The sequence below is a fragment of the Leclercia adecarboxylata genome (assembly GCF_035787115.1).
In the GTDB taxonomy this organism is placed as follows: Bacteria; Pseudomonadota; Gammaproteobacteria; order Enterobacterales; family Enterobacteriaceae; genus Enterobacter; species Enterobacter adecarboxylatus_E.
Genome location: NZ_JALKTL010000004.1, coordinates 238,634 through 252,301, shown reverse-complemented (window position 1 = coordinate 252,301; position 13,668 = coordinate 238,634). Strand labels below are relative to the sequence as shown.

Below are 13,668 nucleotides of genomic sequence, written 5' to 3'. Positions count from 1 at the left end.
ATTACAATAGCCCTGGCTTATGACCTTTCACAACCTAAAGCGCGGAACAGACCGCGCATATTGTGAATTTATTTATTTTACTGACGGACTAACCGACCCGTCGCCGGGACGAAATCAGTATTGCTACGCCACGGGTTGATATCCAGACCGCCGCGTCGGGTGTAGCGGGCATAGACACTCAGCGCCTCTGGCTGGCAGAAATGGAGGATGTCATTAAAAATGCGCTCCACGCACTGCTCGTGAAACTCATTATGGTTACGGAAGGAGACCAGGTAGCGCAGTAATTTCTCGCGATCGATTTTTGCCCCGCGATACTGGATCTGCACTGAGCCCCAGTCAGGCTGATGGGTAATCAGGCAGTTGGATTTCAGCAGATGGCTGACCAGCGTCTCTTCAACCACTTTACCGCTGGCAGCGTGTTCAAGCCAGGCTGTGTCAAACTGATAGTTGTCGATCCCGATATCCTGATCGTCAATGCAGGCGCCGTGGAGGTGGGCGATGGGCTGGCCCTCAAGCTCATCAATCCGGTAGAGCGCCACGGTGACCTTACCCTGAGCGCAGGCGCTTAAATCCCGTTCCAGCGTGTGCTGCACCGCTTCCCAGCTGTCAAAACGCGTCTGGTTAAAGCTGTTGAGATAGAGCTTAAAACTTTTGGATTCCACCAGATTCGCGCTGGTGTAATCCAGCTCAACGTGACCGACGGCCACCTGCGGCAACCCGCGGGCGTTAAGCCAGGAGAGTTCATACAGCGTCCAGATATCACCGCCGTGGAAGGGCAGTGCATCGGCTTTCAGCCCCAGCGGATCGCGGTTAAGGCTGCGCGGCACGCCCTGCAACAGGCTGGCATCGTAGATGTCGCGGTAGGCTGTGCTCTTGCCCAGCGTCAGGCCCGATAAGGCGTCATGATTTTCGTAAGACATGTTTCGTGGTCACTTTAAAGGTAAACTATGAGGATGAGTGTATCCTGGCTTATATGAAGAGAGAAACCGGTGGATAAAGAGACTGCTGCTGCCTTAAAGGCATTTACCGCGCGTTACTGTGACGCCTGGCATGAACAGAAAGCGTCATGGCCGCAAAGTGAAGAGCTGTACGGCGTGCCTTCGCCCTGTATTATTACCTCTTCCGGGGATACTGTTATCTGGCAGCCGCAGCCGTTTACCGCTGAGCAGAATGTAAAAGCGATTGAACGCGCCATGGACATTGTGATACAACCAGCGGTCCATATATTCTATACCACACAATTTGCCGGGGATATGTGCGCTCGCTTTGAGGCTATCTCATTGACGCTGCTGCAAACCTGGAGCGAAGACGACTTGCTGCGCGTGCAGGAGAACCTGATAGGGCATCTTGTTACCCAGAAGCGGCTGAAGTTATCGCCCACGTTATTTATCGCCACGCTCGACAGCGAGATGGATGTCATCTCTGTCTGCAACCTCACCGGCGAGGTGATCCAAGAGACGCTGGGCACGCAAAAACGCCAGGTTCTCGCTGAATCGCTTACGGATTTCCTCAATCATCTTCATCCCGTCGTGTAATCCTGAATACTACTGACCGTGTGAGAGATCTCTTACAGAGTTTGTGAGAGATCGCCCAGGCGACCAGTACGTGACGTTTGTCGAATTCTCTTTTAACGCTCTTATTATCAAGAGGTTGTAACGGATTTAACTATCAGAAAGACGCGTCGGCTCACTCATTCTGGCTTACAGGGTACCTTGTAAGACGAAGCGGAATAAGGGATTCTATGTCCGTCGACAGGACGCCGACAAAAGAAACGAACATCAGGATGATGACGTTTCTGATTCAGGACACGTCAGGAAGGCGTTACAGGGAAGGCTTCAGGAAGAAGCAAAAGGAGAACGCAGGACGCGTTGAAGGACACCTCCAGGACGGAGAACGAGAGCCGGTACGGATGTCCGGTGGGTCAGGAAGGCCAGGACGCTTCAGGATGAAGCCGTCACATCAGGACGATGTGCGCAGGATGCAGCGGTCAAGGGAAGACCAGACCTTCGGGTCAGAGGAAAAGTTGTCACGGATGAGCAGGGAGCACTTAAAGTAGCTGGATTGCTGCGAAACGAACCGGGAGCACTGTTTTTACAGTGCTCCCTTTTTTTTATTTCTGCGTAGTCTTTGCTATGCTGCGCGCCGTTCAGATTTTCAGTTGAGGTTTTCATGACCCATCACGACAACGTGCGCGCGCAACTGCACGCCATCGAAGCTTTACTGCGCGATCGTCAGCTGTGGCAGGAGACGGCGCCGCAGCCTGACGCGTTTGAAAGCACGCAACCTTTCTGCATGGATACCCTGGAGCCTTTTGAGTGGCTGCAATGGGTGCTCATTCCCCGCATGCACGCGCTGCTGGATAGCGGACATCCGCTGCCACAGAGCTTTGCCGTGGCGCCCTATTATGAAATGGCGCTGGATGCCGCCCATCCCTCACGCGACGCGGTGCTGGCGGCATTGCAGGCGCTGGATACGCTCTTCGGCGACGAAGCATGATCGAGATCCTCTATCAGGATGAGTGGCTGGTCGCCGTCAATAAGCCTTCGGGGTGGCTGGTGCACCGCAGCTGGCTGGATCGGGATGAAAAAGTGGTGGTGATGCAGACGGTGCGCGACCAGATCGGTCAGCATGTCTTTACCGCCCACCGTCTGGACAGACCCACCTCCGGGGTTCTGCTGATGGGGCTCTCCAGCGAGGCCGGGCGGCGTCTGGCGCAGCAGTTTGAGCAGCATCAGATCCAGAAACGTTATCATGCGATTGTCCGGGGATGGCTGACAGATGCCGCGACGCTTGATTATCCCCTGACGGAAGAGCTGGATAAAATTGCCGATAAGTTTGCCCGCGACGACAAAGGCCCGCAGCCCGCAGTGACCGTTTATCGCGGAATGGCGACGACCGAAATGCCGGTTGCGACCAGTAAGTTTCCCACCACGCGCTATAGTCTGATTGAGCTGGAGCCGAAAACCGGGCGTAAGCATCAGCTGCGACGCCATCTTGCGCACCTGCGCCATCCGATAATCGGTGACAGCAAGCACGGCGATTTGCGGCAAAACCGCAGCGCCGCAGAGCATTTCGGCTGCAACCGGCTGATGTTACACGCCAGCCAGCTGCAGCTTATCCATCCGTTTACCGGCGAGCCGCTGAAGATCCAGGCCGGGCTGGACGAGGTGTGGATGCAGGCGCTGTCACAGTTTGGCTGGCGCGGACAACTCCCCGAAAATGAAAGGGTTGAGTTTGACGTTGCCAACGTTCAGGATGATCGCAACGAGCGTTTAATCAGGGAGTAAAACATGGCGGTAATCGGAATTTTTGTCGGCACGATGTACGGCAATTCGCTGCTGGTGGCAGAAGAGGCCGAAGCAATTCTGGCGGGTATGGGTCATAAAGCCACAGTCTATGAAGATCCCGAGCTGGCTGACTGGGAAAAATATCAGGGCCAGTATGCGCTGGTGGTTACCTCGACAACCGGGCAGGGCGATCTGCCGGACAGCATTGTTCCGCTGTTCCAGGGGATCAAAGATAAGCTGGGTTATCAGCCGGAGATGCGCTACGGCATCATTGCGCTCGGTGACAGCACCTACGCGAATTTCTGCGGTGGTGGCAAGCAGTTCGATGCCCTGTTGCAGGAGCAAAGCGCTCAGCGCGTGGGCGAGATGCTGATGATTGATGCTTCTGAGCACCCTGAGCCGGAAGGCGAATCCAATCCCTGGGTTGAACACTGGGGCACACTGCTAAAATAAGTTCCTGCCCTCCGTAATAGGGAGGGCCAGAACCTGTTGCCAGTTAACAAAGCGACCTTGCATATAGCCTAAACGGACTGAATCGAGTAAGCATTGGGCAATCGCCTGTAAATCCGCATCTAAAACACGGTTATTAGCAGGCATTTTCACTGCGTCAAGCGACCTGTTTCACACTCCCGTCAAACCCTCTTGCCAGCCTGCCGTTTACCGGTAAGCAGTTTTCATTTCCGTGAAGTCTCTTCCATTGGCCTGGGCTTTTGCCATAAACAACCGCGCATAAGCGTTTCAATGTTGTGTCGTTGCACGGTGAGAGGGGCCTGGATCCTTTCTTATACTTTTTCCGCCAGTTAATAAAAATGCAGTCAGTAAGGCAAAACGACCTACACGTTCGAACTGCAAAAACACATACACGTCATTCTGATTACCCTACGGTTGAGCTGTTCAGAATGAACGTAGCGAAAACGCTATGATTCAGGAGTGCAAGAATGAGTTCATTAAGCCAAGCGGCGAGCAGCGCTGAAAAGCGCACCAATGCCCGCTACTGGATAGTGGTGATGCTGTTTATCGTCACATCCTTTAACTATGGCGACCGCGCCACGCTGTCGATTGCCGGTTCAGAAATGGCAAAAGATATCGGTCTGGATCCGGTCGGTATGGGGTATGTTTTCTCCGCATTTTCATGGGCCTATGTTATCGGCCAAATTCCTGGCGGTTGGCTGCTCGATCGCTTCGGTTCTAAACGTGTCTACTTCTGGTCTATTTTTATCTGGTCCATGTTCACCCTGCTGCAGGGCTTTGTCGATGTCTTTAACGGCTTTGGCATCATTGTTGCGCTCTTTACCCTGCGCTTCCTTGTCGGGCTGGCAGAAGCGCCCTCCTTCCCGGGTAACAGCCGGATAGTGGCGGCCTGGTTCCCGGCGCAGGAGAGGGGAACGGCGGTTTCTATTTTTAACTCCGCGCAGTACTTTGCCACCGTTATCTTCGCGCCAATCATGGGCTGGCTGACGCACGAGGTGGGCTGGTCACACGTGTTCTTCTTCATGGGTGGTCTGGGTATCGTAATCAGCTTTATCTGGCTGAAAGTCATCCACGAGCCGAACCAGCATCCGGGCGTAAACCAGAAAGAGCTGGACTACATTGCCGCAGGCGGTGCGCTGATTAACATGGATCAGGCGAGCTCGAAAGCCAAAGTCCCGTTCAGCCAGAAATGGGGTCAAATCAAACAGCTGGTGGGCTCCCGCATGATGGTGGGGATCTATCTCGGCCAGTACTGTATCAACGCTTTAACCTACTTCTTTATCACCTGGTTCCCGGTCTACCTGGTACAGGCGCGCGGCATGTCGATTCTGAAAGCCGGGTTTGTGGCCTCTGTTCCGGCGATCTGCGGCTTTGTCGGTGGCGTACTGGGCGGGGTAATTTCCGACTGGCTGATGCGTCGTACTGGCTCTTTGAATATCGCCCGTAAAACGCCAATCGTACTGGGTATGCTGCTCTCCATGACGATGGTGATGTGTAACTACGTGGATGCCGAGTGGATGATTATCGGCTTTATGGCGATGGCCTTCTTCGGGAAAGGTATCGGTGCGCTGGGCTGGGCGGTGATGGCAGATACCGCACCGAAAGAGATCAGCGGCCTGAGTGGCGGACTGTTCAACATGTTCGGCAACATCTCCGGCATCGTCACCCCGATTGCCATTGGTTATATCGTCGGCACCACCGGCTCGTTCAACGGGGCGCTGATTTACGTCGGTATTCATGCTCTGGTGGCGGTACTGAGCTACCTGGTGCTGGTGGGTGATATCAAACGTATCGAGCTGAAACCGGTCACGGAGCGTTCATAATGAGTATGCAATCCAGCCCCATCGTTACGGAAATGAAGGTTATCCCGGTTGCCGGTCAGGACAGCATGCTGCTGAACATTGGCGGCGCGCATAACGCCTGGTTTACCCGCAACATTGTGGTGCTGACCGATAACGCCGGGAATACCGGCGTAGGTGAAGCGCCCGGCGGTGAGGTGATCTACCAGACGCTGGTGGATGCCATTCCGCAGGTGGTCGGCCAGGAGGTGGCGCGACTGAACAAAGTGGTGCAGCGCGTACACAAGGGCAACCAGTCTGCCGATTTCGATACTTTTGGCAAAGGTGCCTGGACATTTGAACTGCGGGTCAACGCCGTGGCGGCGCTGGAAGCGGCGCTGCTGGATCTGCTGGGCAAAGCGCTGAACGTGCCGGTGTGCGAACTGCTCGGCCCCGGTAAACAGCGCGATGCGGTCACCGTGCTGGGATATCTCTTCTACCTGGGCGATCGCAACAAAACCGATCTGCCTTACCTGGCGCGCTCCCCGGGCAGCCACGACTGGTATAACCTGCGTCACCAGGAGGCGCTCTCCAGTGAGGCGGTGGTTCGTCTGGCGGAAGCGGCACAGGATCGCTACGGCTTTAAAGATTTCAAACTGAAAGGTGGCGTGTTGCCGGGCGAGCAGGAGATCGACAGCGCCCGCGCTCTGAAAAAACGCTTCCCGGATGCCCGCATTACCGTAGACCCCAACGGCGCATGGCTGCTGGATGAAGCCATCGCCCTGTGCAAAGGACTGGACGATGTGCTGACCTACGCCGAAGATCCGTGCGGCGCAGAGCAGGGCTACTCGGGCCGTGAGGTGATGGCGGAGTTCCGCCGCGCCACGGGCCTGCCGGTGGCGACCAACATGATTGCCACCAACTGGCGTGAGATGGGCCACGCCGTCATGCTCAACTCGGTAGACATTCCGCTGGCGGACCCGCACTTCTGGACGCTTTCCGGTGCGGTACGCGTGGCGCAACTTTGCGATGACTGGGGTTTAACCTGGGGTTGCCACTCCAATAACCACTTTGATATTTCGCTGGCGATGTTTACCCACGTTGGCGCCGCCGCGCCAGGCACGCCGACAGCTATCGACACCCACTGGATCTGGCAGGAGGGCGAAGCGCGCCTGACCAAAAATCCACTGGAAATCAAACACGGCAAAATTGCCGTACCTGACGCACCGGGGCTTGGCGTGGAACTTGACTGGGATCAGATCCACAAAGCGCATGAGGCGTATAAGAAACTGCCAGGCGGCGCGCGTAATGACGCAGGCCCGATGCAATACCTTATCCCCGGCTGGACCTTTGACCGTAAACGCCCGGCGTTCGGTCGCTACTGATTAAAGGATTGAATTATGAGCATTTTTTCTACTCCTGTTGTGACTTCCATGCAGGTCATCCCGGTTGCCGGCCATGACAGCATGCTGATGAACCTGAGCGGCGCCCATGCCCCGTTCTTCACCCGTAATATTGTGATTATCAAAGATAACTCCGGCCATACCGGCGTGGGTGAAATCCCGGGTGGCGAGAAAATCCGTAAAACGCTGGAAGACGCGATCCCGTTAGTGGTCGGCCAGACGCTGGGCGCCTACAAAAATGTGCTCAATGCCGTACGTAACGAATTTGCCGACCGTGATGCGGGCGGCCGCGGCCTGCAGACCTTTGACCTGCGCACCACCATTCACGTGGTTACCGGTATTGAAGCGGCGATGCTGGACCTGCTGGGCCAGCACCTGGGCGTTAACGTGGCGTCACTGCTGGGCGACGGACAGCAGCGCAGCGAAGTGGAAATGCTGGGTTATCTCTTCTTCGTGGGCAACCGCAAGCTGACTCCGCTGCCGTACCAGAGCCAGCCGGATGAGCAGTGCGACTGGTACCGTCTGCGCCATGAAGAGGCGATGACCCCGGATGGGGTGGTCCGTCTGGCGGAAGCGGCTTACGAGAAGTACGGCTTTAACGATTTCAAACTGAAGGGCGGCGTGCTGGCCGGTGAAGAGGAAGCCGAATCAATCATCGCCCTGGCGAAACGCTTCCCGCAGGCACGCGTTACCCTCGATCCTAACGGTGCCTGGTCGCTGGATGAGGCGATTCGCATCGGTAAGCGGCTGAAGGGCGTGCTGGCCTATGCGGAAGATCCGTGTGGCGCTGAACAGGGCTATTCCGGCCGTGAAGTGATGGCCGAGTTCCGTCGCGCCACCGGTCTGCCCACCGCCACCAACATGATCGCCACCGACTGGCGTCAGATGGGCCACACCCTGTCGCTGCAGTCCGTGGATATCCCGCTGGCGGATCCGCACTTCTGGACCCTGCAGGGTTCGGTGCGCGTGGCGCAGATGTGCCACGAGTTCGGCCTGACCTGGGGCTCGCACTCCAACAACCACTTTGATATCTCGCTGGCGATGTTCACCCACGTGGCCGCTGCCGCGCCGGGCAACATTACCGCCATCGACACCCACTGGATCTGGCAGGAGGGTAACCAGCGCCTGACCAAACAGCCGTTCGAAATCAAAGGCGGTATGGTGCAGGTGCCGACGACACCGGGCCTGGGCGTCGAGCTGGATATGGATCAGGTGATGAAGGCGCACGAGCTGTATCTGCAGCACGGTCTGGGCGCACGCGACGACGCGATGGCGATGCAGTACCTGATTCCGGAGTGGACCTTCAACAACAAACGCCCTTGCATGGTGCGTTAAGTCCGGTGCCGGTTCCTGCGGGAGTCGGCATTTTCTCTTGCGTGACGGGTGTATGCTTATGGTAGTCAACATGCGTAAGGACGGCTTATGAAAATAGTTATCGCACCGGATTCTTACAAAGAGAGCCTGAGTGCCCTGGCAGTGGCGACGGCGATAGAGCAAGGATTTTGCGAGATTTTCCCCACCGCGGAGTACGTGAAACTGCCGGTTGCTGATGGTGGCGAAGGCACTGTGGAAGCGATGGTCGCCGCCACTCAGGGTGAAATTATTCAGGTGCGCGTAACGGGGCCGCTCGGCGAGCATGTTGACGGTTTTTATGGCCGCTCCGGCGATGGCAAAAGCGCATTTATCGAGATGGCGGCGGCCAGCGGTCTGGAGCTGGTGGCCCCGGCGCAGCGTAATCCGCTGAAAACCACCTCATGGGGAACCGGCGAGTTGATCCGGCATGCGCTGGATGCAGGCGTAAAACATATCATCATTGGCATTGGCGGCAGCGCCACCAACGACGGCGGCGCGGGGATGGTGCAGGCGCTTGGCGCGAAATTGCTGGACGAACAGGGGCATGCCATCGGTGCGGGCGGCGGCGAACTGGAAAAGCTGGCGCGTATCGACATCAGCAGCCTGGACAAACGGCTGACGGCGTGCCGCATTGAGGTGGCGTGCGACGTCACCAATCCGTTGACCGGTGACAACGGCGCCACCGCCGTGTTTGGTCCGCAGAAGGGGGCGACCCCGGAGATGATCGTTCGTCTCGACAACGCGCTGACGCACTATGCCCGGATCATCGCCCGCGACCTTGATGTTGACGTGCTCGGGCTGGCAGGGGGCGGTGCTGCAGGCGGTATGGGAGCGGCGTTATACGCGTTTTGCGGCGCGCAGCTGCGCCAGGGGATCGAAATCGTCACCGACGCACTCAATCTCGACCGGCTGGTGGCGGATGCCGATCTGGTGATCACCGGTGAAGGGCGGATCGACAGCCAGACCATTCATGGCAAAGTCCCGGTGGGAGTGGCGAAGATTGCCAAACGCTACAATAAACCGGTGATTGGCCTGGCGGGTAGCCTGACGGCGGACGTCGGCGTGGTACACGATCACGGTATCGACGCGGTATTCAGCGTGATTTACACCGTCTGCTCACTGGAGGAGGCGCTGGAAGACGCCGAAGAAAACGTGCGGATGGCGGCCCGCAATATCGCCGCCGTATTAAAAGTAGGGAGAGGGATGTAACTCCTTTTTCCCCTCTTCCTGTCGGGAGAGGGGCCTTACGACCCCAGCACCTTCATCGCTTCCCGCGTGACGTTATCCATCTCATCCAGCAACTCCAGGAACTCCGGTTCCAGTTCGCTTTCCGGCGTGCCGGAACGTAAATGCTGCTCCAGCAGCTGACAGAGTTTCTTCAGGCGCGGCACCCCACTGTACCCGCAGCTGCCGTGCAGCTTATGGATCGCCTCAACCAGATCTGCCGGGTTTTCGCCTACCAGCTGCTCTTCCACCTTATTGCGGATCTCAGGCAGGAAGGCCACCAGCATCTGCAGCATCTCCCTCGCCAGGTCATTTTTGCCCGCCGCCTGACGCAGCGCCAGCTGCCAGTCGAGAGTTAAACTGTCGTTAACAACACTCTCTGCTGCCTCCGGTGGCGCTACCCAGCTTCCCGCCCCCGGACCGGGTTTATAGCGCAGCAGCAGGCTGTGCAGTTTTTCCTCTTCAATCGGCTTCGCCAGATAGTCGTTCATCCCGGCGCTAAGCAGCTTCTCTTTTTGGCCCGCCATCGCGTGCGCCGTGACGGCGATCACTGGGGTCTGCTGATGATAAGGAAGCTGGCGAATCAGCTCACAGGCGCGGATGCCGTCCATGCCGGGCATCTGGATATCCATCATAATCAGGTCAAATTGCGTCTGCTTCGCCCGCTCCACAGCCTGCGGGCCGCTCTCGCACAGTTCAACATGCTGAACCTGATCCTCCAGTAGAGCCCCGATCAGCTTCAGGTTGGCGGGATTGTCATCCACCGCCATGACGGTCATCGGCAGTTTGCGCTCATCGCTGACGATCGCCGCCGCGTGATGGTTCAGACGGCAGTACTCGGTCAGCGTCGGTAACAGGCGCGTGGCCGTCAGCGGTTTCAGCAGGCAGGCGGCCGCCCCGTCATGCTTAAGCTCCTCGGCGTTAATCTGCGCATGGCACGGCAGGGCCAGCAGCAGATAGTCGGTCATCGAGGCCGCTTTCGCCAGCCGCTCCTGCTGCATGGTCAACTCGCCGGTAAAGGTCACCGGGATCCCCATCAGCAGAATGTCGTAATGGTCATCCGCCAGCGCGGAGAGCGCGGGGCTGTAAACCACCTCCAGCGGCGTGGTGCTCAGCACATCGAGGGTGCTTTGCGCGGCGGCGGTATTCGATTCGACATACGCCAGCCGCTTGCCCTGCAGACAATCCACCGCCGGGCGATCGGTCAGAACATTGGGATTCAGGTCGAGGTTAATATGGAACCAGAAGGTGGATCCCCGGTTAGGCTGGCTGTGGAAGGAGATATCGCCCCCCATCTCGTTAACCAGTTTTTGGGTGATCACCAGCCCCAGCCCGGTGCCGCCATGACGACGGGAAATGCTGGCGTCGGCCTGACGGAAGGCCTGGAACAGCCGGGACTGATCGCGCTCAGGAATACCGATCCCCGTGTCGCGGATCTGCACCTCAATCTGCACCTTGGTATTGCTGATGGCGCGCTTTTCGACCAGCACATCGATATTCCCGCTTTCGGTGAACTTGATAGCATTACCGACCAGATTGGTGATCACCTGCTGCAGGCGCAGCGGATCGCCAATCACATTGTCGGGCACATCATTTTTAATGTTCAGCGTAAGCTCCAGCCCCTTGTCGTGAGACGAGTGCGCCAGCAGGGTGACCACCTCGTCCAGGGTGTTGCGCAGCGGGAACGGAATGCTCTCGAGGATCAGTTTGCCTGCCTCAAGTTTGGAGAAGTCCAGCACGTCATTGATGATCGCCAGCAGATTATTGGCGGAACGCTCAATGGTATGCAGGTGGTCGCGCTGGGTCGGATTAAGCTCGGTTTTCAGGGTCAGGCGGGTAAAGCCAATCACCCCGTTAAGCGGGGTGCGCAACTCGTGGGACATATTCGCCAGGAACTCTGACTTGATACGCGCCGCCTCCTGGGCGCGTTTTTTCGCCAGATCCAGCTCGACGTTCTGAATCTCCATCTGCTCCAGCGTTTCACGCAGATCGGAGGTGGCCTGATCGACGTTATGCTGCATCTCCTCATGGTACGCCGCCAGCGACATGGCCATTGAGTTAATGCCGTTTTTCAGCATATCCAGCTCACCGAGCATAAAACCTTCGACGCGGCTGTCGAGCTGGCCCCGGCGGATGCGGTCAACGGTATTCACCATGTTACGGATAGGGCTGGTTACATCACGCATCAGACGCCAGCCAAAAATCAGCGCAATGCCGATACAAAACAGCATCATCACCGTGGAAATGAAAATCTCCTGGTACTGCTGCAGCCGCACGGACTTGAGATCCAGCTCCAGCGCCACATATCCCAGCATGTTGTTATTCGGCTTGGCATCCGTCTCCGCAGATTCATCCGGCGAATAGCTTTCCGAAATAATGGGCGTACGCAGGATCATTTTTTCGCCCTGACGGATAACGCTCAACCGCTTTGGAAACGCCGTGCCGTCCGGCAGCTTCAGCGCGCCTGGCTCCAGCTGGATATTGGAAGTCACAAACAGATGATTATTTTGGTCATACACCGAGATACCCCGCACAATATCGGAATGTCGGCGGTGCAGAATGCTGATGAGCTGGCCGATGGGCTCGCGATTCTGCAGGTTCATGCCGTACTCGCTGGAGACTGCCAGTGGCTCAATTATGCTGGCACCGGCGTCTTCGAGCTGGCGTTGCAGATCGTTATAACGATGCACCACGAAGAAGGTACTCAGCAGCAAACCAATGAGTACGGTAGGGGCGAGGATCAAAATCATCATGCGCGCACGCAGGCTGTAGTTGGTCATGGAGTTCCGTTATGGGACAATTAGAGTCAATATGTTCATTTGAGAAAATTCCCGGCGATGGCGCAATTCTACTCTGCAAAGCGACGCGTGACGACGCGTCAGATCATAACTGTTGAAGTGACAGACCTCGATCCCTTCGGACAGGGGGTGGCGCGCCATGAAGGTAAGACCGTGTTTATTCCCGGCCTGCTGCCCCAGGAGCGCGCAGAAATTACCCTGACGGAAGAGAAACGCCAGTATGCACGCGGGCAGGTAAAGCGCCGGCTTAATGAAAGTCCGGAACGGGAAACGCCACGCTGCCCACACTTCGGCGTGTGCGGCGGCTGCCAGCAGCAGCACGCCAGCGTCGCGTTGCAGGAGCGCAGCAAAAGCAATGCCCTGGCGCGCTTGCTGAAGCATGACGTCGACGATGTCATTGCAGACAAACCCTGGGGCTACCGCCGCCGGGCGCGTCTGAGCCTGAACTGGCAGCCTAAAACAGCGCGTCTGGAGATGGGCTTTCGCAAGGCCAGCTCCAGCGACATCGTGGACGTCAAACAATGCCCCATTCTGGTGCCCCATCTTGAAGCATTGCTGCCAGAGGTGCGCAAATGTCTTTCCGGACTGCAAGGCGTGCGTCATCTTGGGCACGTTGAGCTGGTGCTGGCCAACAGCGGCCCGCTGATGGTGCTGCGTCATACGGCGCCGCTGTCGGCCAAAGATCGTGAAAAACTGGAACGCTTTTCGCATTCTCATGACCTTGCGCTTTATCTCGCCCCGCAAAGCGAGATACTTGAACAACTGAGCGGTGAGACGCCCTGGTATGACTCAGACGGGCTACGCTTAACGTTCAGTCCGCGCGATTTTATTCAGGTCAATGACGGTGTGAATCAGCAGATGGTGGCGACAGCGCTGGCGTGGCTGGATATTCAGCCGGAGGATCGGGTGCTCGATCTGTTCTGCGGGATGGGTAACTTTACCCTGCCGCTGGCAAAACGGGCGCACAGCGTGGTCGGCGTTGAGGGCGTGGCGGCGCTGGTGGAAAAGGGGCGAGACAATGCTGTTCACAATGCGCTGCAAAACGTGACATTTTTTCATGAGAATCTGGAAGAGGATGTCACGCAGCAGCCCTGGGCGGCACAGGGTTTCGATAAAATCCTGCTGGATCCCGCGCGCGCAGGTGCGCCAGGTGTGATGCAGCATATTATCAAGCTCGCCCCCAAACGTGTGGTCTATGTCTCCTGCAATCCGGCGACGCTTGCCCGGGATAGCGAGGCGTTATTAGCGGCGGGTTACCAGATTCAGCGTCTGGCAATGCTTGATATGTTCCCGCACACTGGACATCTGGAATCAATGGCGTTGTTTGAACACAATTGATGAGTTTCGGCTTGTC

11 protein-coding genes are annotated in these 13,668 nt (G+C 57.2%); 9 read left to right on the top strand and 2 right to left on the bottom strand.

Features of this window, described 5'->3' with window-relative positions:
• Positions 1–77: 77 nt before the first annotated feature.
• Positions 78–920 carry an NADPH-dependent 7-cyano-7-deazaguanine reductase QueF gene (gene queF, locus MXM41_RS15050; protein ID WP_325932796.1) on the bottom strand — a complete coding sequence of 281 codons (843 nt, stop codon included), beginning with the start codon at positions 918–920 and terminating at the stop codon, positions 78–80.
• Between the two features lie 69 nt (positions 921–989).
• On the opposite strand from queF, the gene syd reads away from it, so the two are divergent.
• From syd to MXM41_RS15010, 8 genes are all read left to right on the top strand, one after another.
• Complete coding sequence (gene syd / locus MXM41_RS15045; RefSeq protein ID WP_325932795.1) at positions 990–1,535, top strand: SecY-interacting protein; 546 nt, start codon at positions 990–992, stop codon at positions 1,533–1,535.
• 634 nt (positions 1,536–2,169) lie between these two features.
• Positions 2,170–2,496: a YqcC family protein gene (locus tag MXM41_RS15040; RefSeq protein ID WP_325932794.1), complete on the top strand. Its 327-nt coding sequence runs from the start codon at positions 2,170–2,172 to the stop codon at positions 2,494–2,496.
• Positions 2,493–3,287 (top strand): tRNA pseudouridine(65) synthase TruC, encoded by a 795-nt coding sequence (gene truC, locus MXM41_RS15035; RefSeq protein ID WP_325932793.1) that lies wholly within the window; start codon positions 2,493–2,495, stop codon positions 3,285–3,287. Before MXM41_RS15040 ends, truC begins: the two co-directional genes overlap by 4 nt.
• Before the next feature lie 3 nt (positions 3,288–3,290).
• A complete protein-coding gene (locus MXM41_RS15030) occupies positions 3,291–3,740 on the top strand; it encodes a flavodoxin (protein ID WP_325932792.1) in 450 nt (149 codons plus the stop codon).
• Positions 3,741–4,225: 485 nt separating this feature from the next.
• Entirely contained in the window at positions 4,226–5,581 is a 1,356-nt protein-coding gene (gene gudP, locus MXM41_RS15025) for a galactarate/glucarate/glycerate transporter GudP (protein ID WP_325932791.1), read from the top strand.
• Positions 5,581–6,921, top strand: coding sequence for an enolase C-terminal domain-like protein (locus MXM41_RS15020; protein ID WP_325932790.1), 1,341 nt, complete (start codon positions 5,581–5,583; stop codon positions 6,919–6,921). The genes gudP and MXM41_RS15020 overlap by 1 nt, the downstream gene beginning before the upstream one ends.
• Before the next feature lie 12 nt (positions 6,922–6,933).
• Entirely contained in the window at positions 6,934–8,274 is a 1,341-nt protein-coding gene (gene gudD, locus MXM41_RS15015) for a glucarate dehydratase (protein ID WP_325932988.1), read from the top strand.
• 87 nt (positions 8,275–8,361) lie between these two features.
• Complete coding sequence (locus MXM41_RS15010; protein ID WP_325932789.1) at positions 8,362–9,501, top strand: glycerate kinase; 1,140 nt, start codon at positions 8,362–8,364, stop codon at positions 9,499–9,501.
• Between the two features lie 35 nt (positions 9,502–9,536).
• Here MXM41_RS15010 and barA read toward each other — a convergent pair whose 3' ends face one another.
• Entirely contained in the window at positions 9,537–12,296 is a 2,760-nt protein-coding gene (barA, locus tag MXM41_RS15005) for a two-component sensor histidine kinase BarA (RefSeq protein ID WP_325932788.1), read from the bottom strand.
• Between the two features lie 57 nt (positions 12,297–12,353).
• On the opposite strand from barA, the gene rlmD reads away from it, so the two are divergent.
• Positions 12,354–13,652, top strand: a complete 1,299-nt coding sequence (gene rlmD, locus MXM41_RS15000) for a 23S rRNA (uracil(1939)-C(5))-methyltransferase RlmD (protein WP_325932787.1) — start codon at positions 12,354–12,356, stop codon at positions 13,650–13,652.
• The last annotated feature ends 16 nt before the right edge of the window (positions 13,653–13,668 follow it).